This is a genomic window from Staphylococcus sp. 17KM0847 (assembly GCF_013463155.1).
Classification (GTDB): domain Bacteria; phylum Bacillota; class Bacilli; order Staphylococcales; family Staphylococcaceae; genus Staphylococcus.
On sequence record NZ_CP040781.1, the window covers coordinates 1 to 24,130 of the forward strand.

At 36.5% G+C, this 24,130-nt stretch carries 19 protein-coding genes, 1 riboswitch and 1 other annotated feature; of the genes, 17 read left to right on the forward strand and 2 right to left on the reverse strand.

The genetic code is table 11. The features are described 5' to 3' along the window. The first annotated feature begins 126 nt into the window (after positions 1-126). The 7 genes from dnaA (at position 127) to gyrA (ending at position 9,748) form a co-directional block, all read left to right on the forward strand. Positions 127-1,470 (forward strand): chromosomal replication initiator protein DnaA, encoded by a 1,344-nt coding sequence (gene dnaA / locus FGL66_RS00005; RefSeq protein WP_180809598.1) that lies wholly within the window; start codon positions 127-129, stop codon positions 1,468-1,470. A gap of 177 nt (positions 1,471-1,647) precedes the next feature. After that, on the forward strand, positions 1,648-2,781 hold the full coding sequence (gene dnaN / locus FGL66_RS00010) for a DNA polymerase III subunit beta (RefSeq protein ID WP_180809599.1): 1,134 nt from the start codon (positions 1,648-1,650) through the stop codon (positions 2,779-2,781). A gap of 204 nt (positions 2,782-2,985) precedes the next feature. Continuing rightward, positions 2,986-3,672: a DsbA family protein gene (locus tag FGL66_RS00015; protein ID WP_180809600.1), complete on the forward strand. Its 687-nt coding sequence runs from the start codon at positions 2,986-2,988 to the stop codon at positions 3,670-3,672. Between the two features lie 160 nt (positions 3,673-3,832). Beyond that, positions 3,833-4,063, forward strand: a complete 231-nt coding sequence (yaaA, locus tag FGL66_RS00020; protein ID WP_258007327.1) for a S4 domain-containing protein YaaA — start codon at positions 3,833-3,835, stop codon at positions 4,061-4,063. Then, the gene (gene recF / locus FGL66_RS00025) at positions 4,060-5,175 is read left to right on the forward strand and encodes a DNA replication/repair protein RecF (RefSeq protein ID WP_180809602.1); all 1,116 of its coding nucleotides are present in this window, start codon (positions 4,060-4,062) and stop codon (positions 5,173-5,175) included. The genes yaaA and recF overlap by 4 nt, the downstream gene beginning before the upstream one ends. Further along, entirely contained in the window at positions 5,132-7,120 is a 1,989-nt protein-coding gene (gene gyrB / locus FGL66_RS00030; RefSeq protein ID WP_374757663.1) for a DNA topoisomerase (ATP-hydrolyzing) subunit B, read from the forward strand. Before recF ends, gyrB begins: the two co-directional genes overlap by 44 nt. Before the next feature lie 36 nt (positions 7,121-7,156). After that, entirely contained in the window at positions 7,157-9,748 is a 2,592-nt protein-coding gene (gene gyrA / locus FGL66_RS00035) for a DNA gyrase subunit A (protein ID WP_180809603.1), read from the forward strand. 47 nt (positions 9,749-9,795) lie between these two features. Here gyrA and FGL66_RS00040 read toward each other — a convergent pair whose 3' ends face one another. Beyond that, positions 9,796-10,608, reverse strand: a complete 813-nt coding sequence (locus FGL66_RS00040; protein ID WP_180809604.1) for an NAD(P)H-hydrate dehydratase — start codon at positions 10,606-10,608, stop codon at positions 9,796-9,798. Between the two features lie 215 nt (positions 10,609-10,823). Here FGL66_RS00040 and hutH point away from each other — a divergent pair, with 215 nt between their 5' ends. The 10 genes from hutH (at position 10,824) to FGL66_RS00090 (ending at position 23,051) form a co-directional block, all read left to right on the forward strand. Then, positions 10,824-12,344, forward strand: coding sequence for a histidine ammonia-lyase (gene hutH / locus FGL66_RS00045; protein ID WP_180809605.1), 1,521 nt, complete (start codon positions 10,824-10,826; stop codon positions 12,342-12,344). A gap of 30 nt (positions 12,345-12,374) precedes the next feature. Further along, positions 12,375-12,573: a binding site (T-box leader), on the forward strand. Positions 12,574-12,653: 80 nt separating this feature from the next. Beyond that, on the forward strand, positions 12,654-13,934 hold the full coding sequence (serS, locus tag FGL66_RS00050) for a serine--tRNA ligase (RefSeq protein ID WP_180809606.1): 1,281 nt from the start codon (positions 12,654-12,656) through the stop codon (positions 13,932-13,934). 249 nt (positions 13,935-14,183) lie between these two features. Beyond that, positions 14,184-14,876, forward strand: coding sequence for an AzlC family ABC transporter permease (locus FGL66_RS00055; protein ID WP_180809607.1), 693 nt, complete (start codon positions 14,184-14,186; stop codon positions 14,874-14,876). Then, entirely contained in the window at positions 14,873-15,202 is a 330-nt protein-coding gene (locus FGL66_RS00060; protein ID WP_180809608.1) for an AzlD domain-containing protein, read from the forward strand. Before FGL66_RS00055 ends, FGL66_RS00060 begins: the two co-directional genes overlap by 4 nt. 60 nt (positions 15,203-15,262) lie before the next feature. Beyond that, positions 15,263-15,365: riboswitch (SAM riboswitch) on the forward strand. A gap of 75 nt (positions 15,366-15,440) precedes the next feature. Beyond that, entirely contained in the window at positions 15,441-16,406 is a 966-nt protein-coding gene (gene metX / locus FGL66_RS00065; protein WP_180809609.1) for a homoserine O-acetyltransferase MetX, read from the forward strand. A gap of 217 nt (positions 16,407-16,623) precedes the next feature. Further along, positions 16,624-17,529, forward strand: coding sequence for a DUF2232 domain-containing protein (locus FGL66_RS00070; RefSeq protein WP_180809610.1), 906 nt, complete (start codon positions 16,624-16,626; stop codon positions 17,527-17,529). 11 nt (positions 17,530-17,540) lie between these two features. Continuing rightward, positions 17,541-19,508: a DHH family phosphoesterase gene (locus FGL66_RS00075; RefSeq protein WP_180809611.1), complete on the forward strand. Its 1,968-nt coding sequence runs from the start codon at positions 17,541-17,543 to the stop codon at positions 19,506-19,508. Then, the gene (gene rplI, locus FGL66_RS00080) at positions 19,505-19,951 is read left to right on the forward strand and encodes a 50S ribosomal protein L9 (RefSeq protein WP_180809612.1); all 447 of its coding nucleotides are present in this window, start codon (positions 19,505-19,507) and stop codon (positions 19,949-19,951) included. Before FGL66_RS00075 ends, rplI begins: the two co-directional genes overlap by 4 nt. Before the next feature lie 127 nt (positions 19,952-20,078). Continuing rightward, positions 20,079-21,476: a replicative DNA helicase gene (gene dnaB, locus FGL66_RS00085; protein ID WP_180809613.1), complete on the forward strand. Its 1,398-nt coding sequence runs from the start codon at positions 20,079-20,081 to the stop codon at positions 21,474-21,476. Positions 21,477-21,764: 288 nt separating this feature from the next. Further along, entirely contained in the window at positions 21,765-23,051 is a 1,287-nt protein-coding gene (locus FGL66_RS00090; protein ID WP_180809614.1) for an adenylosuccinate synthase, read from the forward strand. Between the two features lie 129 nt (positions 23,052-23,180). Here FGL66_RS00090 and FGL66_RS00095 read toward each other — a convergent pair whose 3' ends face one another. Next, positions 23,181-24,074: a YitT family protein gene (locus FGL66_RS00095; protein ID WP_180809615.1), complete on the reverse strand. Its 894-nt coding sequence runs from the start codon at positions 24,072-24,074 to the stop codon at positions 23,181-23,183. Positions 24,075-24,130 lie beyond the last annotated feature (56 nt).

Sequence of the window (24,130 nt, forward strand, 5' to 3'; positions counted from 1 at the left end):
TCTTTCGTAGATTAATCCACAGTTTGTTGATAACGTGTGGATAATTATAAACAACCTGTGATTTTCGTTTTTTAAGAATTTGGGATTTTGTGTATAACTAAAAATTTTAAGGAAGATGGCGTTAAAATGACAGAACAAGAACTATGGAAAGAAGTGCTTAATCTGGTTCAAGAAGCTCTAGTTGAGTCGTCTTACAATACATGGTTTAAAGATACTGATATTCATTCATTATCTGATAATACCATTACGCTTATTGCTAATAATGCATTTACTGCTAATTGGATTATTGAAAATTATCACGATATGATTGTTGAATATGTTAACGCTATTTCTGGCTATAATATTCAAGCAGTGAAGGTATTAACTGAAGACGACCTCGTAGAACTAAAAACTGATTTGGCAACAGCTCCAAAACCTACAAAACAAGTAGATGCTTTTACTTCACAAACCGAACAATTCAATACAAATAATACTTTTGATACATTTGTTCCTGGTCCAGGCAATAAATTTGTATATGCTGCAAGTCTTGCTGTTGCTGAATCACCAGCTAAATCCTACAATCCATTATTCATTTATGGGGGTGTAGGCTTAGGTAAGACACACTTAATGCATGCAATTGGACATTTTGTTTTAGAAAACAATAAAGATGCTAAAGTCCTTTACACATCAAGTGAAAAATTTACAAATGAGTTTATCCAATCTATTCGTAATAATGAAACTGAAAAATTTCGCGAAAAATTCCGTAATATCGATATTTTACTTATAGATGACATCCAATTTATTCAGAAAAAAGAACAAACTCAAGAAGAATTTTTCCATACTTTCAATGACTTACATCAGAACAATAAACAAATCGTCATATCTAGTGATCGCCCACCAAGAGAAATTGCAACACTAGAAGAACGATTAACATCGCGTTTCCAATGGGGACTCATTGTCGACATTACACCACCAGATTTTGAAACACGTATGGCTATTTTGCAAAAAAAGACTGAAAAAGCAGATATTGATATTCCAATTGATGTACTTAATTATATTGCAAACCAAATTCAGACGAACGTTCGTGAATTGGAAGGTGCATTAAATCGTGTAAATGCTTATTCAAAACTTCAAGGAAAACCTATTACAACTGAACTTGCAGCAGATGCGCTTAAAGACATTATTCAAGTCACACAATCTAAAAAAATTACAATTCAAGATATTCAAAAAGTTGTAGGTGCCTATTACCACGTACGAATTGAAGATTTTGCTGCTAAAAAACGAACAAAATCTATTGCTTATCCACGTCAAATTGCAATGTATCTTTCACGTGAACTCACAGATTTTTCACTTCCTAAAATTGGAGAAGAATTTGGCGGACGTGATCACACAACAGTCATACATGCACACGATAAAATAAAAAAAGAACTTGAAAATGATGCAACATTAAAGCAAGAAATTGAAAACTTGGAGAAAGAAATTAGAAGTTAACTTGGGGATGATGTGCAAAAATTATACACGTCATTCACAGGTTATCCACATGTTAATATTCACGAATCTCAATACTTCTTCAAGCTTATCCACTAATCCACATGCCCTACTACGATTATTACGATTTTAAATACTAACTATAACTTATATAAACGACTGAAAGGAGTTTACTTTGCTATGGAGTTTTCTATTAGAAGAGACTATTTTATCTCACAATTAAATGACACATTAAAGGCCATTTCACCACGTACAACATTACCAATTTTGACAGGTATTAAAATAAGTGCAGGTCATGAAGGGATTATATTAACAGGTTCGGATTCTGAAATATCAATTGAAATCACAATTCCCAACCAAGTAGAAGGTGAAGAAATTGTAAATGTAATGGAACCGGGTTCAGTAGTATTACCTGGGCGTTTCTTTGTTGATATTGTAAAAAAATTACCAGGAAAAGAAGTAAAATTACAAACCAATGATCAATTTCAAACACTCATTACATCTGGACATTCAGAATTTAATTTAAGTGGATTAGATTCTGAACAATATCCCTTACTTCCTCAAATCTCAAGTGAAGACTCATTACAACTGCCTATTAAGGTGCTTAAAAATATCATAGCGCAAACAAACTTCGCTGTGTCCACCTCAGAAACACGACCTGTACTTACAGGTGTTAACTGGCTTATACAACAAAATGAATTAATATGCACAGCAACAGATTCGCACCGCTTGGCTGTAAGAAAATTAAGATTAGAAGACGAAGAAATCAGTGATAAAAATGTTATTATTCCGGGGAAAGCACTGGCAGAATTGAATAAGATTATGACAGATAGCGAAGACAACATTGATATTTACTTTGCCTCAAATCAAGTATTATTCCGTGTAGGACATATTAATTTTATCTCACGTTTACTTGAGGGACATTACCCAGATACATCACGTTTGTTCCCAGAAAATTACGAGATCAAGCTTGGACTGGACAACAATGATTTCTACCATGCTATTGATCGAGCATCATTATTAGCACGTGAAGGTGGAAATAATGTTATTAAGTTGAGTACAGGCAATAATCAGGTTGAATTATCTTCTACATCACCTGAAATTGGGACAGTGAAAGAAGAAGTAACGGCTAATGAAGTTGAAGGTGGAAACTTAAAAATTTCTTTTAACTCTAAATACATGATGGATGCGTTGAAAGCAATTGATAATGATGAAGTAGAAGTTGCATTTTTTGGTACGATGAAACCATTTATTTTAAAACCCAAAGATGATGATACGGTCACACAACTCATCTTGCCAATTAGAACATATTAAAAATTCTCCTGAAGAGTTGAGTAAATCCTTTTAACAAACTAGTCACTTTTGCTGGAGCGAGATTAGAAAGCTTTTGTAACCATGAGCTTCTATCTCGCTCTCTTTATTTTGCTTTGTAAAGTAATACTGTTCTCATAAACGTGTATCAAGGTAAAATAGAATTTAATGAGAATAACTTTTAGGTGATGAATGGAGGAACAGCAAATGAAAAGAAAAGCATCTATCTGGATTACAGTGTGTTTAGCTTTACTAGCTATGGCCGGTTTCTTATTACTGAATGCAAAATATGAGGATAGCTTAGAGGGGCGTGTACTAAATAAAGATACGGAACAACAACCCAAAAAAGGAAATCCCAAAAGTAAAGTTAAGCTCGTACTATTTGGCGATTACAAATGTCCGTATTGTGGCGCATTTGAGCGTAATATGATGCCTAAAATTCAAAAAGACTATATTGAAACAGATCAGGTTGAATTACGATATGTGAATGTACTGGTACATGGTCAAGAGTCAGAGCGAAGTGCCAAAGCGGATTTGGCAGTATATCATTATGCTCCTGAAGCATACTGGGTGTTTCATAACAATCTTTATCATCAGCAGCCTCGATCTAAACAAGCAGTATCTGAGGAAAAGTGGTTGACGGATAAGCTGATTAAAAAACAAGTAAGCGCATTAGATATTTCTCAAAGTAAAAAAGAAAAAATATTAAATGCCTATCGCAATGATAAGCAATTCGTAAAAGACGTTAAGTCAGATCATCAGTTGGCTAAAAAATATAAAGTTCCTGAAGTACCGTCTGTTTATGTTAATGGCAAACGAATTAAAGATGTTACAGATTATAAAGTGATAACAGATGCAATAGACAAAGAAATGCGTGCACAGACAACAAAATAACGCTGAATATGGCGTGATGAAAATCAAATACTGCTACTCTTATTTCGCATCATGTTCCACATGAAACTTTCTAAACCATACAACTCAAAATAATGGGAAATGAAACATGAAATTTTTTCAGTAAAAAGGTATAATATATAAGTGAGTAATTATGAATGGAGTGATTATTTTGGCTGAAGAAGTTATTGTCGAAAGCGTGTTAACACTGGGACAATTTTTAAACTATGAAGGTATCATCGAATCAGGTGGTCAAGCAAAGTGGTTTTTACAAGAATATGAGGTGTTTTTAAACGGTGAACATGAAACACGTCGCGGCAAAAAACTTAATGACGGAGATCAAATAGACATCCCTGAGGTAGGATCATACATCATCAAAATTGGTGAACAATGAAATTAAAAACACTCCAACTAGAAAACTACCGAAACTATGAGCTGGTGTTTCTGACGTGTCATCCTGAAGTAAATATTTTAATCGGTGAGAATGCACAGGGCAAAACCAATCTTCTGGAGTCTATTTATACGTTGGCACTAGCTAAGAGTCATAGAACATCTAATGACAGAGAACTCATTCGTTTTAATGCAGAGTATGCTAAAATAGAAGGTGAGTTGAATTTTCGACATGGCACAATGCCATTGACAATGTTTATTACTAAAAAAGGGAAAAAGGCGAAGGTCAATCATTTAGAACAAAGTCGTCTAACACAATATATTGGCCATCTCAATGTCGTTTTATTTGCGCCAGAAGATTTAAATATTGTAAAAGGTTCTCCTCAAGTACGACGACGTTTTATTGATATGGAACTCGGTCAAATATCGAACTTATATCTCAATGATTTATCACAATACCAGCGTATATTGAAACAACGTAATCATTACTTGAAACAGCTCCAGCTGAAACAACAGACAGATACGACAATGTTAGAAGTATTGAATCAACAATTTGCAGAATATGCTGTGAAGGTGACATTGAGAAGACAGCAGTTTATTTCAGAGCTTGAGACTTTAGCAGCCCCAATCCATTCAGGTATAACAAACAATAAAGAAGTCCTCACATTAAAATATTTACCAAGTATTAAATTTCAAGACAGTCCACAAGACGAAGGGGTCTTAATTGATGAAGTGTTCAAAATGTTACAGTCTTCATTGAAACGTGAAATAGAACGAGGCATTAGTATGCAAGGTCCACATAGAGATGATCTTGCTTTTCAAGTGAATGGTATGGATGCACAAACATATGGATCACAAGGACAACAACGTACGACAGCACTTTCAATTAAGTTGGCTGAAATTGAATTAATGCACCAAGAAGTGGGGGAATACCCCATTTTATTACTTGATGATGTTTTAAGTGAGTTGGATGATTCTCGTCAGACACATTTACTGAGTACGATTCAACATAAAGTACAGACATTTGTAACAACAACATCAGTTGACGGTATTGATCATGAGATTATGAAAAATGCAAAAGTATATCAAATTGCTGAAGGAAATATTAAGAAATAGTGAGAAAGTGAAGGTGGAAGCATTGGCTGATGTGAACAACACAGAAAATTATGGTGCGAGTCAAATTCAAGTTTTAGAAGGACTTGAAGCAGTACGTAAGCGACCAGGTATGTATATTGGCTCAACTTCAGAGCGGGGTCTACATCATCTTGTTTGGGAGATTGTAGATAACAGTATTGATGAAGCACTTGCTGGCTATGCGGATCATATTGAAGTTGTGATTGAAAAAGACAATTGGATTAAAGTTACAGATAATGGACGAGGTATCCCAGTAGATATTCAAGAAAAGATGGGGCGTCCGGCAGTCGAAGTTATTCTTACGGTATTACATGCAGGTGGTAAATTCGGCGGTGGCGGTTACAAAGTATCTGGTGGCTTACATGGTGTAGGCTCTTCTGTTGTAAACGCATTGAGTGAGACACTTGAAGTTTATGTACATCGAGATGGTCATATCCATCACCAATCTTATAAGCGTGGCGTACCGGAATTTGACCTCAAGCAGATAGGTGATACAGATAAAACAGGTACGGTTATTCGTTTCAAAGCAGATGCAGATATCTTCCAAGAAACGACAGTATATGATTATGAAACATTGCAAAAACGTATTAGAGAATTAGCTTTTTTGAATAAAGGTATTCAAATTACGCTAAAAGATGAACGTGATGAAGAAGCGCCTCGTGAAGATAGTTATCACTATGAAGGTGGTATCAAATCTTATGTCGAATTGATCAATGAGAAAAAAGAACCGATACACGAAGAACCTATTTATGTACATGAACAACGCGATGATGTGGAAGTAGAAATCGCATTGCAATATAACAGTGGTTATGCAACGAACTTATTGACATATGCTAACAATATTCATACTTATGAAGGTGGGACACACGAGGACGGCTTTAAACGTGCCCTCACACGTGTTTTAAATAGTTATGGGTTACAGTCCAAAGTTATTAAAGAAGACAAAGAGCGTTTGTCTGGTGAAGATACACGAGAAGGTTTAACAGCAGTGGTATCTATTAAGCACGGAAACCCACAATTTGAAGGACAAACTAAAACGAAACTTGGTAACTCAGAAGTACGCCAAATTGTTGACCGTATTTTCTCGGAGTTGTTTGAACGCTTCCTTCTTGAGAATCCTCAGGTGGGTCGTACAATTGTCGAAAAAGGGATTATGGCATCGCGTGCACGTATTGCAGCGAAAAAAGCACGTGAAGTCACACGTCGTAAAACGGCACTTGATATTTCGAGCTTACCGGGGAAACTTGCTGACTGTTCTAGTAAAGACCCTTCTGAAAGTGAAATCTTTTTGGTTGAGGGTGACTCTGCCGGGGGGTCTACAAAGTCAGGGCGTGATTCGCGTACACAAGCTATTCTGCCATTGAGAGGTAAAATTTTAAACGTTGAAAAAGCACGTTTAGATAAAATTTTAAGTAACAATGAGATTCGTCAAATGGTCACTGCGTTTGGTACGGGAATTGGTGGCGAATTTGATATTTCTAAAGCCCGTTATCATAAGATTGTAATTATGACTGATGCAGACGTTGATGGTGCACATATTCGAACACTGTTATTAACATTTTTCTATCGTTTTATGCGTCCACTCATTGAAGCAGGTTATGTTTATATTGCGCAGCCACCGTTGTATAAGCTCACACAAGGTAAGCAAAAGCATTATGTCTTTAATGATAGAGAATTAGACAAGTTGAAAGCACAGCTTAACACAACCCCAAAATGGTCGATTTCACGTTATAAAGGTTTAGGTGAAATGAATGCTGATCAATTATGGGAGACAACGATGAATCCGGAAAATCGTGTGATGCTACAAGTGAAACTAGAAGATGCAATTGAAGCGGATCAAACATTTGAGATGTTGATGGGCGATATTGTTGAAAATCGTCGCCAATTTATTGAAGATAACGCTGTATATGCCAACTTGGATTTCTAACATGTGTACAGGAAAAATAAAAAGGAGGATATCTTGATGGCTGGAACACCTGAATCAAGAATTAATGAACGCAATATCAGCAAAGAGATGCGAGAGTCATTTTTAGACTATGCTATGAGTGTTATTGTATCTCGTGCATTGCCAGATGTAAGAGATGGTTTGAAGCCAGTACATCGCCGTATACTTTATGGGCTTAACGAACAAGGCATGACTCCAGATAAGCCATATAAAAAGTCGGCACGTATCGTCGGAGATGTTATGGGGAAATATCATCCACATGGTGATTCGTCTATTTATGAAGCCATGGTACGAATGGCGCAGGACTTCAGTTATCGCTATCCACTTGTAGATGGACAAGGTAACTTTGGCTCGATGGATGGCGATGGTGCAGCAGCAATGCGTTATACAGAGGCAAGAATGACAAAACTTGCCTTAGAGTTATTACGAGATATTAACAAAGATACAATTGATTTTATTGATAACTATGATGGCAGTGAGCGTGAACCCAGTGTTTTACCATCGCGCTTTCCCAACTTACTTGTCAATGGTGCAGCAGGTATTGCGGTTGGGATGGCAACGAATATTCCCCCACATAATATGCGAGAAGTCATTGATGGTGTGCTTAGTTTAAGCCATAATCCAGATATTTCTATTGCTGAACTGATGGAGGATATTCAAGGACCAGATTTTCCAACTGCAGGCTTAATCTTAGGTAAAAGTGGTATTCGTCGAGCATATGAAACAGGGAAAGGTTCTATTGTTGTACGTGCTAAGGCAGAGATTGAGTCACGTGGTGGTGGACGTGAACGCATCGTAGTTACAGAAATACCATTCCAAGTTAATAAAGCACGTATGATTGAGAAAATTGCTGATCTCGTTCGTGATAAAAAAATAGATGGTATTACAGACTTACGTGATGAAACAAGTTTGCGTACAGGTGTGCGTGTTGTTATTGATGTCCGTAAAGATGCTAATGCGAATGTTATTCTTAACAACTTGTATAAGCAAACGCCGTTACAATCATCTTTTGGTTTTAATATGATTGCTTTAGTGAATGGGCGTCCAAAGCTCATCACTTTAAAAGAAGCACTATATCATTATTTAGAACACCAGAAAGAGGTTGTACGCCGTCGTACAGAATATAATTTGCGTAAAGCTAAAGATCGTGCGCATATTCTCGAAGGTTTACGAATTGCTTTAGATCATATTGATGAAATCATTACAATTATTCGTGAGTCTGAAACGGATAAAGTGGCAATGGCAACATTACAGACGCGTTTTACTTTATCAGAGCGTCAAGCGCAAGCTATTTTAGACATGCGTTTAAGACGTTTGACAGGCTTAGAACGAGATAAAATCGAAAGTGAATATAAAGAACTAGTCGCTTATATTCAAGAGCTTGAGTCTATTCTTGCAGATGAAAATAAACTGTTAGCACTTGTTCGTGAAGAATTAACTGAAATCAAGGAACGTTATGGTGATGAACGCCGTACAGAAATACAATTAGGTGGCATTGATCATCTGGAAGATGAGGACTTAATTCCAGAAGAACAAATCGTTATTTCATTAAGCCATAATAACTACATTAAACGTTTGCCAGTTTCAACATATCGTGCACAAAATCGTGGTGGACGTGGTGTTCAAGGTATGAATACATTAGAAGATGACTTTGTGAGTCAGCTCGTAACAACAAGTACACACAACCATGTTCTGTTTTTCACAAATAAAGGGCGTGTATACAAGCTTAAAGGATACGAAGTCCCGGAACTCTCCCGTCAGTCTAAAGGTATTCCTGTTGTGAATGCGATTGCCCTAGAGAATGATGAAGTTATTAGTACAATGATTGCAGTTAAAGATTTGGACTCTGAAGATGACTTCTTAGTGTTTGTAACGAAAAAAGGATTGATTAAACGCTCAGCTTTGAGCAACTTTAATCGCATTAATAAAAACGGTAAAATTGCTATTAAGTTTCGAGATGAGGATGAGCTTGTAGCAGTACGTTTAACAGATGGTCATAAACATATTCTTATCGGTACATCACAAGCATCATTAATTCGTTTCGAAGAGCAAGAAATTCGTGCGATGAGTCGAATTGCAGCCGGTGTTAAAGGTATCAGTTTACGAGAAAATGATGAAGTTATTGGACTAGGTGTGACAGACGCAGAAGATAAAAATAATGATGAAATTCTTGTTGTAACTGAAAAAGGATATGGTAAGAGAACACCCGTTTCAGAATATCGCTTATCACGCCGTGCCGGCATGGGAATTAAGACAGCGAATATTACAGAAAGAAATGGTAAGCTGGTATGTATTACGACAGTCGAAGGTGATGAGGATATTATGGTCGTTACAGATCATGGTGTGATTATTCGTATGGAAGTAGAAGATATCTCAGTAAATGGCCGTAATACACAAGGCGTGCGTTTAATTCGTTTAGATGAGGATCAATATGTATCTACCGTAGCTAAAGTAAAACAAGAACCAGATTTACTTGAAGAAGAAATAGAAGACGGAAAGATGTCTAAAAAAACTTCTGAAGATACATCATCTCAAGAGATGTTAAGAGAAGATTTTATGTCACGTGTTGAAGAAGATATTGCGGAAGACGATACATCATCTAATGAATAATATAAAAAAGAAGGTCTACTTGTAGAGGTAGATCTTCTTTTTATACTTTATTGTTCTAATTGCTTCATTGCGTACGGGATTTCATCAATAATTTTAGAGGGTGGAACAACGTACATATCTTTAGATAGTTTTTCTCCAATATAACTGTGCGTATATGCTGCGCTTGTAACGGCATCAACGGTATCATCAAATTGACCGACAAAACTTGTAATCATGCCTGCTAAAGTATCCCCCATTCCTCCTGTTGCCATAGCGGGTGTTCCAATCTGTAATTTATATTCATTCTCTTTAAAGAAAATTTCAGTCCCATGTTTTTTTAGGACGACTGTTGCACCGATATGATTCACTGCGGCGCGATTACGTTCGTAAGTTTGTTCATCAATTGGAATTCCACTGAGACGCTCCCATTCTTTTTGGTGGGGGGTATAGATTATATTACATGCAGGTATATCTGGTTTTAACTTACTCACTATTGATATAGCATCACCATCAACAATGAGTGTGTGGTGTGGCTGAATATTTTGAAGTAAAAATGTCATCGCATTATTTCCTTTAAAATCTAAACCTAATCCAGGTCCTATAAGGATGCAATCCGATTGCTCGATCACTTTTGTAAGCTTTTTCGTATCATTAATATCAATAACCATTGCTTCAGGGCAACGTGAATGGAGTGCAACATGGTTTGTTGGATGAGTAGCAACCGTAATGAGCCCACTACCACTATAAACACAGGCACGTGCTGCTAACATTATGGCACCGCCTAAAGTTGCATTACCCCCAATGAGTAAAATACGTCCATAATCACCTTTATGTGTATCTTGCTTGCGTTTTGGTATTTTTACATCTGACAATATTTCCATTGTTAAAACCTCCTATCTGGCATTCCCTTTGATTACATCAAGATATATTATACGTGCTACCTTTATTCGTCAATAGATAAAATAAGAACGTTTTATTATAGTGCATTGTTAATACAATACCTTATTACGGATATTGTCAGAGCTATTGTATCCAAGATGAGGTGATTTTATACTAACAGTAATAGATCATCATTGATCAAGGGGGTATGGAATGTATGATTTTATATTTAACAGGAGATACATTGCGCATTGATGACATACGTGCTTTTTTACAACAACAGGGGACAGTAGCAGTGACATCTGATGCGATACAACGGGTTAAAGAGAGTCGGGCCATTGTTGAACAGATTATTAATAATAAGGAAACAGTATATGGTATTACAACAGGATTTGGATTGTTTAGCGACGTTTTAATCGATCCACAAAAATATAATCAATTACAGGTCAATCTTATTCGTTCACATGCTTGTGGTGTGGGTCAACCATTTGAAGAAAATGTTGTACTCGTTATGATGTTATTAAGGTTAAATACATTACTAAAAGGACATTCTGGTGTTACATTAGATTTAGTTGAACAACTTCAATTTTTTATTAATAAACGTATTATTCCAGTGATTCCACAACAAGGCTCTCTAGGGGCTTCGGGAGACTTGGCACCTTTATCACATTTGGCTTTAGCATTGATTGGAGAAGGTGAAGTTTATTATCAAAGAGAAATATTAGACAGCAGGGAGGTCTTAAAAAAGCTGTGTCGTCAACCACTAAAATTACAAGCTAAAGAAGGCTTAGCATTGATTAATGGCACACAAGCAATGACAGCACAAGGTGTTATTACGTATATAGAGGTCGAAAGTTTAGGTTACCAGGCTGAATGGATTGCTGCTTTGACACATCAAGCATTGAGAGGAATTACAGATGCTTATCATGAAGCCATACATATTGTGCGAAATTTTGATGAACAAACTGATGTTGCAGGACGGATGTTAGACTGGCTAAAAGGGTCAGAACTTACGACGAAGCAAGGTGAAGTACGTGTTCAAGACCCTTATACATTACGCTGTATTCCTCAAATTCATGGTGCGAGTTTTCAAGTGTTCAATTATGTTCGTGAAAAGCTAGAATTTGAAATGAACGCAGCCAATGATAACCCTCTCATTTTTCAGCAAGGTGAAGAAACATTAGTCATTTCAGGAGGTAATTTTCATGGACAACCTGTAGCATTTGCACTAGATTTTTTGAAAATTGGGACAAGTGAGCTAGGCAATGTATCTGAGCGACGATTAGAACGTCTGGTCAATCCTCAACTTAATGGAGATTTACCTGCATTTTTAAGTCCAGAACCCGGTTTGCAAAGTGGGATGATGATTATGCAATATGTTGCGGCAAGCTTAGTATCGGAAAATAAAACACTAGCACATCCTGCAAGTGTTGATTCCATACCTTCATCAGCAAATCAAGAAGATCATGTTTCGATGGGGACGATTGCTGCAAGGCATGGCTATCAAATATTGGATAATGTACGTCGTATATTAGCAATAGAAGCCATTATTGCATTACAAGCAGTGGAGTTAAGAGGTATAGAGCACCTGTCTCCTAAAACACGTACAAAATACAATGCATTACGTCAAATTGTACCGTCTATTACAAAAGACCGTCAATTCCATAAAGATATTGAGAATGTGGCTAAATATTTACAAAATGTTGCATATCATAATAAAAGTTGCGAATCAAAGTAAGTTCTGTTATATTATAAGTAAATTCAGATATTTAATTGTTTGTGGGCTAAGTAATATCGGATTCCAATCAGAGAGTTTGTGGATGGTGTGAACAAGCAGTCGATGATGATATGAAATCTACCCATATATTGAGAACAATTCGGGTAAAACCGTTAACTTTTGTTAGAGCGCAGTTGTATTTTACAACTGTTAAATAGGGTGGCAACGCGTACGAAACCACGTCCCTTGTGTATGAGGGATGTGGTTTTTTTGTATGTTAAGCCCTCTAAAATATCTCACTATAAAAACCAAATGGAAGGATGTCAGATTATGTTAGACATTAAATTATTTAGAAATGAGCCAGACAAAGTAAAAGAAAAGATTAAATTACGTGGAGATGATCCAGCGGTTGTTGATGAGGTTTTAGCATTAGATCAAAAGCGTCGTGAACTGATTCAACAAACAGAAGAATTAAAAGCTGAACGCAACAAAGCATCTGAAGCAATTGCAGAAAAGAAACGCAATAAAGAAGATGCAGATGAAGCAATTCAATTGCAACGCCAAGTGGGAGAAAAAGTAAAAGCAATTGATGCAGAGCTTAAAGAAGTAGACCATACATTACAAGATAAATTATCTCGTATTCCAAACTTAATCCATGACGACGTTCCTCAAGGTGCAGATGATACAGAAAATGTTGAACTCAAAAAATGGGGAACACCACGTGAATTTGATTTTGAAGCAAAAGCGCATTGGGATATTGTTGAAGATTTGGGTATGGCTAATTTTGATCGTGCAGCACGAGTATCTGGTGCACGCTTCGTTTTCCTAACAGATGAAGGTGCTAAATTAGAGCGTGCATTGATGAACTACATGCTTACGAAACATACAACACAACATGGTTATACTGAAATGATGGTGCCACAATTAGTTAATCGCCATGCAATGTATGGTACAGGTCAATTACCAAAATTTGAAGAAGATTTATTTAAAGTAGAAAAAGAAGGTTTATACACGATTCCAACAGCAGAAGTCCCATTAACAAACTATTATCGTGAAGAGATTATTCAACCGGGTGTACTACCTGAAAAATTTACAGGTCAATCAGCATGTTTCAGAAGTGAAGCAGGTTCTGCAGGACGAGATACACGAGGTTTAATCCGTTTGCATCAGTTTGATAAAGTTGAAATGGTTCGCATTGAAAAGCCTGAAGATTCTTGGGATGCACTAGAAGAGATGACAAGCAATGCGGAGGCAATCCTTGAAGAATTAGGACTACCATATCGTCGCGTCATTTTATGTACAGGAGATATTGGATTTGGTGCAAGTAAAACATATGACTTAGAAGTATGGTTACCAAGTTATGATGATTACAAAGAAATTAGCTCTTGCTCAAACTGTGTAGACTTCCAAGCACGCCGTGCAAATATCCGTTTCAAACGTGATAAAGATGCTAAGCCTGAATATGTACACACATTAAATGGCTCTGGATTAGCAGTAGGTCGTACATTTGCAGCAGTTGTTGAAAACTATCAAAATGAAGATGGCTCAATTACAATTCCAGAAGCACTTGTTCCATTTATGGGCGGTCAAACAGTGATTCAACCGAAGTAAGATATATAAATAGAGACTCAATGAACGCGTATTTAGCTATGACTAAGTACGCGTTTTTAAATGTCAGTATGAATTTTTAGACTGACTTAACAACAAAAATCAGAAAAATCAAAACAAATAAAACGTTTATTTATAGGAGTTTTTAGAGTGCTTGTAGTCTTAGGTTTGTATTCGGGATGTCTAAAGGTATAGCATTGATTATTGTTTTATTATATAATCATTTTAATTTTTATGTTGGAGGTGTGAACAATGTCATATGTTACATTTCAACAAGGAGTGAAGGATTGTGTTCCAACGCTTTTGGGTTACGCTGGTGTTGGGTTATCCTTTGGTGTTGTGGGTGTTGCTTCTGGGTTTAATCTATTCGAAATAGCGCTGCTGTCTACATTCGTTTATGCAGGAGCATCTCAATTTATTATTATTGCTTTGATTGTTGTAAAAACTCCGATATGGATTATTGTGTTAACAACGCTTATCGTGAATAGTCGCATGTTTTTATTGAGTATGGCACTTTCACCCATGTTTAAGCAATCTGCTTTATGGCATCGTATAGGCATCGGTGCACTCCTCACAGATGAGACTTTTGGTGTGGCTATTACGCCCTATTCCCGTGGCGTTAGAGTGGAAGAGTCATGGATGCATGGTTTGAATATTACAGCATATCTATTTTGGATTTTGACTTCCATCTTAGGTGCTGTACTTGGAGATTTTTTAAAACATCCTGAAGCATTTGGGCTAGACTATGCTATTTTAGGCATGTTTGTATTTTTAGGCATTGCACAGTTTGATGGGATAAAGCGTTCCAAGTTGTATATTTATGGATTTTTAGTTCTTATTGTTATAGTGATGATGCTTCTACTGAGTTTATGGATCCCTTCTTATTTGGCAATTTTATGTGCTTCATTATTGGCAGCTACAATAGGGATGGTGATGGATCGATGACAGTATATGTATGCAGTGTTATTATTTTAACTAGTCTTGTGACATTGATTGTGCGCGTCGTACCTCTAATTATGATTTCACGATTAGATCTGTCAGAGCAAGTTATAAAGTGGTTATCATTTATTCCTATAACATTATTTACTGCACTCGTTGTAGATGGTTTGATGCAGCAACAGCCAGGTGTACCAGGATATACCATCAATTGGCTTTTTGTGATTGCATTAGTACCAACAATGATTACAGCGCTACGCTTTAAGAGTTTGACATTAACGGTGTTAGTAGGTTTGGTGACAGTTGCTTTATTGAGATTTGTTCAACTATTCTGAAAATCATTTGTTTTCTCTATAAAAGTAAGTTATGATAAGGCTTAAATAATTAAATAAGATGACTTATTAAGAGAAGCTGAGGGATTTGGCCCAAAGACGCTTCAGCAACCACTTATAGACTAAGTACGGTGCTACAACCAACGATGAACTCGGATAATAAGGAAGAGCGTATGTTGCAAAGTTGTATACCGTAATAACGGTGGTACAGCTTTTTATTATTTTAAGGAGGAAATGTGTGATGACGAATTATATTGTAGATACTTTAGCACTTGGCCCCTTTACAACAGAATCTGGTGAGATGATTGATCATTTAAAACTGCGCTATGAATATGTAGGGTGTAAAGGTCAACCCCTTGTGTTGGTTTGTCATGCTTTGACAGGCAATCATTTAACGTATGGAACAGATGAGTCACCCGGTTGGTGGCGTGAAATTATTGATGGAGGCTATATTCCATTTCATGACTATCAGTTTTTGACATTTAATGTTATTGGAAGTCCATTCGGCTCGAGTTCGCGTAAGACAGAAGTGGACTTCCCTGAAAAACTGACAGTACGAGATATCGTGCGCGCGATAGAGCTAGGGATTAAAGCGCTTGGATTTACTAAAATAGATGTTTTGATTGGTGCATCATTAGGAGGGATGCAAGCAATGGAACTCCTTTACAACCGCCAATTTGAAGTAGATAAAGCGGTGATATTAGCATCTACGGCTAAGACATCTTCATATAGTCGAGCATTTAATGCAATCGCACGTCAAGCTATTCAATTAGCTGGATCAGAAGGGTTGAGCATTGCAAGACAGTTAGGGTTTCTGACCTATCGTTCTTCTAAAAGTTATGATACTCGCTTTACACCTGATGAAGTTGTAGCATACCAAAAATATCAAGGGAATAAGTTTAAAGAGAATTTTCATTTATCCAGTTATTTAACACTGCTGGACGTCTTAGATAGTCATGATATTTATCGTAACAGAGACGATGTAGAGGCAGTTTTCCACATGTTGCAGACAAAAATAGTCACACTCGGTTTTGCGGATGATTTGTTATATCCAGATGATCAAGTTGCCGCAGTAGGTAAACATTTTCGCTATCATCGTCACTTTTTTATACCAGATAATGTAGGGCATGATGGTTTCTTACTTAACTTTAATGATTGGGCGCCTTATTTATATCATTTCTTAAAAGTTTCACGTTTTCGTCGCTAAATTTAGACGTAAGCATTATATTTTTGTTATAATCATATAAATGAACAGAACGACAAAAGGCTAGGACACTCATAATGTATTTAAATGTCCTGCCTTTTTTAATGTAAGTGAGGGATATGAGGTTTCTAGGTTACTCGCTGTAGTCAAGTCGTTGTATTCATCATATAAAGCTTGTAAAATAAGGCTATATAAATCATTTAGTTTGGAAGTGGCATTCTTGTTTTCAAAAATTCAATTTAAGCCAATGATACTTTGCACACTTGCATTGATATTGGCTGTGTTAATTATACATTTTATGCCAGCATTAACGATAATTGTGGCATTTTTTGTAACATTACCGGGTATTATATTATGGTATCGTTCTATACCATCTTTTGGATTGAGTTCATTTATTACAATCATTGTAGCAACAATGACTGGAAGTTTATTTATTATGAGCTTTATGATATTGGCGTTAGTAGCAAGTGCGCTTATTGGTCACTTATTGCAGCTAAGAGCCTCAAAAGAACGTATACTTTATGTAGTGACACTCACGATAAGTGTATTAACACTTAGTATGATGATGTTATTACAAAGTATTAAGCAACTACCGTATGCACATGAGCTTTTACAACCTTACCAAGCTGTTGTAGATCAAACGATTGCTTTACAAGATTTGGATGCAACATCACAAGAAGTATTGAATGCATCCGTACAACAATTAGCGATTCAATTACCGGGATTGATTGTCGTGATGTTAACTATTTTTATGTTTATCACACTTGCAATGATTTTTCCTATTTTAAGAAAGTTTAAAATTGCAACACCGGTTTATAGACCACTTTATTTGTGGCAAATGAAACGCGCTATCTTTATTTTATACGCTATCGCATTATTAGTAGGAATATTGTCAGAGCCTGCAACAACAGTAAATAGTATCAGTGTAAACTTTCAAATTGTACTCGGCTTTTTACTTGTCATACAAGGTTTAAGCTTTATTCATTATTTATGCGCGATGAAACGACTACATAGAAGTTTGACAATCTTCTTAGTTATGCTAGGGATTGTATTTTATCCGTTAACACGACTCATAGGTTTGTTAGATATAGGATTGAACTTAAAGAATATGATTAATAAAAGATAAGAGGTGACAAAATGAATCGTCAGGCTATGAAGAAAACATTGATTGCGCCCTTTATATTGATGGTTATCACTGCAGTAGTTATTGTAGGAGTAGCGGTATTTTTTAATAAAACATTTGCTTTTGCTGCAGCTATCGGATTGTTTGCTGTATTCATTATAAGTGCGTTTATCGTGAGACGGGTTTATCATCATTTTGATAATTATGTAGATAACTTGAATGGTAAAATCTCATTAGGTACTGATAGAGCGGTTAAAACAATGCCTTTGGGGTTAATCGTTTTAGATGAAGCGGACCAAATTGAATGGGTCAATGCCTTTATGTCTAATCGTATTGAACGCAACGTCATTTCAGATCCAATTAATGAAGTTTATCCAAACATTTTAAAACAACTTGAAAAAGCAAAAGAAATTGAGTTTCAAGATGGGCAATATGCATATCGTGTGAAGTATTCAGAAGAAGAAAAGATGTTGTATTTCTTAGATATGACGGAAGAAGCAGAAATTAGACAAGAATATGAAGATCAGCAGCCCATTATTGCAACGCTGTTCTTAGATAATTACGATGAAATCACACAAAATATGAACGATACACAACGTTCAGAGATTAACTCTATGGTCACACGCGTTATTAGTCGTTGGGCTCAAGCGCATAATGTTTATTTTAAACGATATAGTTCAGATCAATTTGTCGCATATTTAAATCGACGTATTTTAAGAGAGATTGAAGATGCTAAATTTGATATTTTAAGTCAATTGCGTGAAAAGAGTAGTGGTTATAGAGCACAACTGACATTAAGTATTGGTGTAGGTGAGGGGTCTGAAAATCTTATTGATCTCGGTGAATTATCGCAGTCTGGTCTTGACTTGGCATTAGGTCGTGGTGGAGATCAAGTGGCGATTAAAAATATAAATGGCAACGTTAGATTTTATGGCGGTAAGACAGACCCTATGGAAAAACGTACACGTGTAAGGGCGCGTGTCATTTCTCATGCGTTGAAAGATATTTTGTTAGAGGGCGATAAAGTTATTGTGATGGGGCACAAACGTCCAGATCTTGATGCGATCGGTGCGTCGATTGGTGTGACGCGCTTTGCAATGATGAACAACTTAGATGCTTATATCGTGCTAAATGACTCTGATATTGATCCGACATTAAGACGGGTGATGGACGAAATTGATGAGAAGCCCGAGTTAAAAGAACGATTCATTACATCGGATGACGCATGGAATATGATGACATCTAAAACGACACTTGTAGTAGTTGACACACACAAACCTGAGATGGTTATTGATGAAAATATTCTTAACAAAGCAAATAGAAAAGTAGTGATCGATCATCATAGACGTGGTGAGCGTTTCATTTCAAGTCCGCTTCTCGTATATATGGAACCCTATGCAAGTTCGACGGCAGAGTTAGTGACAGAGTTGTTGGAATATCAACCAACAGAGCAGCGTTTAACACGTTTAGAATCAACAGTGATGTATGCGGGTATTATTGTTGATACACGTAACTTTACTTTAAGAACAGGCTCTAGAACATTTGATGCTGCAAGTTATTTACGTGCTCATGGTGCAGATACGATTCTTACGCAACATTTCTTGAAAGATAATATTGAGACGTATATTAAGCGTTCAGAACTTATTCGTACGGTACAGTTGCAAGATAATGGTATTGCGATTGCATATGGTGCAGATGATAAGGTGTACCATCCTGTTACAGTAGCACAAGCAGCAGACGAGCTGTTAAGCTTAGATGGGGTGGAAGCGTCATATGTTGTAGCAAGACGTGAAGATGATTTGGTCGGTATGTCTGCACGTTCACTAGGTGAGTTCAACGTTCAATTAACAATGGAAGCACTTGGTGGTGGAGGACATCTCACAAATGCAGCAACACAACTTAAAGATGTAACTGTAGAGGAAGCCATCCAACAATTAAAACAAGCAATTCAGGAACAATTAGATAGGAGTGACGAATCATGAAAGTAATTTTCACACAAGATGTAAAGGGTAAAGGTAAGCAAGGCGAAGTAAAAGACGTACCAGTTGGCTATGCAAACAACTTCTTAATCAAAAATGGTTACGCAGTTGAAGCAACACCGGGTAATTTAAAACAGCTTGAACAAAAAAATAAACGTATTGAAAAAGAAAAGCAGCAAGAATTTGAAGATGCTAAGGCATTAAAAACAAAGCTAGCAGATCTTGAAGTAGAAGTTAAAGCGAAATCAGGTGAAGGTGGTAAGTTATTCGGCTCAGTTAGCACTAAACAAATTGCAGAAGCACTAAATCAACAACATGGTATTAAGCTAGATAAGCGTAAAATGGATTTGCCAAATGGTATTCATGCATTAGGTTATACAAACGTACCTGTCAAATTACACAAAGACGTTGAAGGAACAATTCGTGTTCATACGGTAGAACAATAATAGATGAGAAAGTTTGTCGGGCTGGAGCATATCAAAGTGTTCCAGCCCTCAAACGATAATTGTGCTTGAAGATAAGGTCATATACAATATGAGATAAATACGGAAAGACGTGAAGGAGGTTATTGGCATGGAAGGTATGTTTGAACAACATCAAATGCCACATAGTAATGAAGCGGAGCAGTCTGTATTAGGTGCGATATTTTTAGATCCTGAACTGATGGCGTCAACGCAAGAGGTATTGTTACCAGAGTCTTTTTATCGTACACCGCATCAGCATATATTCCGTGCCATGATGAACTTAAACGAAAATGGTAATGATATTGATATTGTTACAGTATTAGATCGTTTAACACAAGAAGGTGTTGTGAATGAGACGGGTGGCCCACAATACTTAGCTGAGATTACCTCAAACGTACCGACAACACGTAATATTGAGTATTATACGGATGTAGTATTTAAACATGCAATTAAACGGAAATTAATCCATACCGCAGATCGTATTGCTAACGATGGTTACAATGACGAATTAGATCTCGATACAGTATTAAACGATGCAGAACGACGTATTTTAGAAATATCGACAATCCGTGAGAGTGATGGTTTTAAAGATATTAGAGACGTCTTAGGACAAGTTTATGAGAATGCAGAAGCACTTGATCAAAATAGTGGTCAAACACCGGGGATTCCAACAGGATACCGAGATTTAGATCAAATGACAGCAGGGTTTAACCGTAATGATCTCATTATTCTTGCAGCACGCCCATCAGTAGGTAAGACTGCCTTCGCGCTAAACATTGCACAAAAAGTAGCAACACATGAAGATCACTATACAGTAGGTATTTTCTCGCTTGAAATGGGCGCAGATCAGCTAGCTACCCGTATGATTTGTAGTTCAGGGAATGTCGACTCAAATCGATTGCGGACAGGGACGATGACAGAAGAAGATTGGAACCGATTTACAGTAGCAGTGGGTAAGTTATCACGAACAAATATTTTTATTGATGATACACCCGGAATCCGTATTACTGATATTCGTTCTAAATGCCGACGTTTAAAACAAGAACATGGACTTGATATGATTGTGATAGACTATCTTCAATTGATTCAAGGAAGTGGTTCACGCTTTTCAGATAACCGACAACAAGAAGTATCCGAGATTTCTCGTATGTTAAAAGCAATTGCACGTGAGCTTGAATGCCCCGTTATTGCGCTAAGTCAGTTGTCACGTGGTGTAGAACAACGTCAAGATAAAAGACCAATGATGAGCGATATAAGAGAGTCCGGTTCTATTGAACAAGATGCTGATATTGTTGCTTTTTTATATAGGGATGATTACTACAATCGTGGTGATGATGAAGATGACGAGGATGCAAGCTTTGAACCACAAACGAACGATGAAAATGGAGAAATCGAAATCATTATTGCAAAGCAGCGTAATGGTCCAACAGGTACAGTCAAACTTCATTTCATGAAACAATACAATAAATTTACTGATATTGATTATGCACATGCAGAGATGGTATAAATTTATTTTCATACCTTAAAACCGTACGTTATATAACTTTAATGTTATATCGTATGGTTTTTATTTGTTTTTTGGAATGTTTATATAGATTAAGTTAGGATTTTAATATAAAAATTATAGCATTGGAAAACCTTTTAACATGCATGGTTACAAGTGTTTTAGGGTTTGAAGTATAGTCATAGTTAGTAATTAGAAGATGCAATATGAATGTTCGTTTTTTAATTTGCATTCATATAGATATACTGGTAGAATACACTTGGTTAATTGAGAAAACTTGGAGGTGCTCTTATGTCATCAATCGTAGTAGTTGGGACACAATGGGGAGACGAAGGTAAAGGTAAGATTACAGACTTTTTGGCAGAACAAGCTGATGTAATAACACGCTTTTCTGGAGGTAATAACGCAGGTCATACAATTAGATTTGACGGTGAAACATATAAATTACATTTAGTGCCATCAGGTATTTTTTATAAAGATAAACTGGCTGTTATTGGTAACGGTGTTGTCGTAGATCCGGTTGCATTGTTAAAAGAATTAGACGGTTTAAATGAGCGAGGAATTTCAACAGATAATTTAAGAATTTCAAACCGTGCGCATGTCATCTTACCTTATCATTTAAAACAAGACGAACTTGAAGAAGCGCGTCGAGGTGACAATAAAATAGGTACAACGAAAAAAGGTATCGGCCCAGCGTACGTAGACAAAGCACAACGTATAGGTATTCGTATGGCAGACCTTTTAGATAAAGAAGTATTTGAAAAACGTTTAAGAGAAAATCTTGAGTATAAGAACGACTACTTTCAAGGTATGTTTAAAGAAGCTGCCCCAGCATTTGACGATATTTTCGAGGAGTATTATGCAGCAGGCCAACGTTTAGCACAATATGTAACAGATACGGCTAAGGTGTTGGATGATGCATTTGTAGCAGATGAACGTGTGCTATTCGAAGGTGCACAAGGTGTAATGTTAGATATTGATCATGGTACATACCCATTCGTGACATCTAGTAACCCAATTGCAGGGAATGTAACAGTAGGTGCAGGAGTAGGTCCAACGAACGTATCTAAAGTGGTAGGTGTATGTAAAGCATATACATCACGTGTAGGTGATGGTCCATTCCCAACAGAACTTTTTGATGAAGATGGTCATCATATTCGTGAAGTAGGTCGTGAATATGGTACAACAACAGGTCGCCCACGTCGTGTGGGTTGGTTTGATTCAGTCGTTTTGCGTCACTCTCGTCGTGTAAGTGGTATTACAGACTTGTCAATTAACTCAATTGATGTATTAACAGGTCTAGATACAGTAAAAATTTGTACAGCATACGAGTTGGATGGTAAAGAGATTACAGAATATCCAGCAAACCTTAATGACTTAAAACGTTGTAAACCAATATTCGAAGAGCTTCCTGGTTGGACAGAAGATATTACAAATGTGCGTACATTGGATGAATTACCAGACAACGCACGACGTTACTTAGAGCGTATTTCAGAGCTATGTAATGTACACATTTCTATTTTCTCTGTGGGACCAGACCGCAATCAAACAAATGTTGTAGAACAATTATGGGTATAATTTAATGGAAGTCAGTCTAACCGAAGTGTTCGGGTTAGACTGACTTTTAATGTTATATATAGAAAAATCTATTTACATATTTTATACCTAACCATGTTTAAGTAACAAATATGTAAATAGATTCTTACATTAATGGATATCTCGTTTTTTATGGTTACCGCCACGAACTTCAGATACATTACCAATAGAAAGAAAGGCACTATTGTCAATTTCCATGACGATATCTTTAAGTTTTGCTTCTTCTAGTCGTGTAATTACACAGAAAATCACACGTTTATCCTCGCCTGTATAAGCTCCTTCTCCTTTAAGGTATGTAACACCTCGACCAAGACGGGAATTAATAGCTTCACCAATATCTTTATAGGCATCACTAATAACCCATACAGATTTAGACTCATCAAAACCAAGAAGTACTGTATCAATCATTTTAGAAGCAATAAAGTATGCGACAACACTAAATAATGCGTTCTCCCATGTAAATACGAATCCTGCTACTCCAAAAATGAAGAAATTGATAATCATCACAATCTCGCCTACTGAAAAAGGAACTTTGTTTTGAACGAGTATAGAGAGGATTTCTGTACCATCTAAAGATCCACCGTATCTCAGTACGATACCTACACCAATACCAAGAATTGCACCACCAAAAATAGTGACTAAAAACTTATCGTCAATGACTGGATCAATGGGATGTAGGAGTATGGTAGAGATAGACAACACTGTGATAGCATAAATGGTTGAAATAGCAAAGGTCTTTCCTATTTGTTTATAGCCAAGAAAGAAAAAAGGTAAATTCAATACGAAGATGAATAGACCAAGTTTAAAACTGGTTAAATGAGATAGGATAATCGAGATACCCACAATACCACCGTCAAGTAAATGATTAGGTACAAGAAAGAGTTCTAAAGCAACACCCATAAGCACAGCACCTAAGGTAATAAAGAAAAATCTTTTAATAAAGTAGCTGGCACGTCGTGGCTTTTCTCTTTTATAAGCAACGGTTTGTTCTTGTTCTATTTCCATAGGTTGACCCCCTTTTAATCTCCTATAAAAAATTATACAAAAAAATATTAAAAAAG

Bases quoted from the DNA above. Each gene is read 5' to 3' on its own strand.
- recF (WP_180809602.1), top strand. From the start codon at position 4,060: ATGAAATTAAAAACACTCCAACTAGAAAACTACCGAAACTATGAGCTG.
- FGL66_RS00060 (WP_180809608.1), top strand. From the start codon at position 14,873: ATGACAGTATATGTATGCAGTGTTATTATTTTAACTAGTCTTGTGACA.
- gyrA (WP_180809603.1), top strand. From the start codon at position 7,157: ATGGCTGGAACACCTGAATCAAGAATTAATGAACGCAATATCAGCAAA.
- FGL66_RS00095 (WP_180809615.1), bottom strand. From the start codon at position 24,074: ATGGAAATAGAACAAGAACAAACCGTTGCTTATAAAAGAGAAAAGCCA.
- FGL66_RS00055 (WP_180809607.1), top strand. From the start codon at position 14,184: ATGTCATATGTTACATTTCAACAAGGAGTGAAGGATTGTGTTCCAACG.
- FGL66_RS00040 (WP_180809604.1), bottom strand. From the start codon at position 10,608: ATGGAAATATTGTCAGATGTAAAAATACCAAAACGCAAGCAAGATACA.
- dnaN (WP_180809599.1), top strand. From the start codon at position 1,648: ATGGAGTTTTCTATTAGAAGAGACTATTTTATCTCACAATTAAATGAC.
- dnaA (WP_180809598.1), top strand. From the start codon at position 127: ATGACAGAACAAGAACTATGGAAAGAAGTGCTTAATCTGGTTCAAGAA.
- FGL66_RS00075 (WP_180809611.1), top strand. From the start codon at position 17,541: ATGAATCGTCAGGCTATGAAGAAAACATTGATTGCGCCCTTTATATTG.
- hutH (WP_180809605.1), top strand. From the start codon at position 10,824: ATGATTTTATATTTAACAGGAGATACATTGCGCATTGATGACATACGT.
- rplI (WP_180809612.1), top strand. From the start codon at position 19,505: ATGAAAGTAATTTTCACACAAGATGTAAAGGGTAAAGGTAAGCAAGGC.
- gyrB (WP_374757663.1), top strand. From the start codon at position 5,132: ATGCAAAAGTATATCAAATTGCTGAAGGAAATATTAAGAAATAGTGAG.
- dnaB (WP_180809613.1), top strand. From the start codon at position 20,079: ATGGAAGGTATGTTTGAACAACATCAAATGCCACATAGTAATGAAGCG.
- FGL66_RS00015 (WP_180809600.1), top strand. From the start codon at position 2,986: ATGAAAAGAAAAGCATCTATCTGGATTACAGTGTGTTTAGCTTTACTA.
- serS (WP_180809606.1), top strand. From the start codon at position 12,654: ATGTTAGACATTAAATTATTTAGAAATGAGCCAGACAAAGTAAAAGAA.
- metX (WP_180809609.1), top strand. From the start codon at position 15,441: ATGACGAATTATATTGTAGATACTTTAGCACTTGGCCCCTTTACAACA.
- FGL66_RS00090 (WP_180809614.1), top strand. From the start codon at position 21,765: ATGTCATCAATCGTAGTAGTTGGGACACAATGGGGAGACGAAGGTAAA.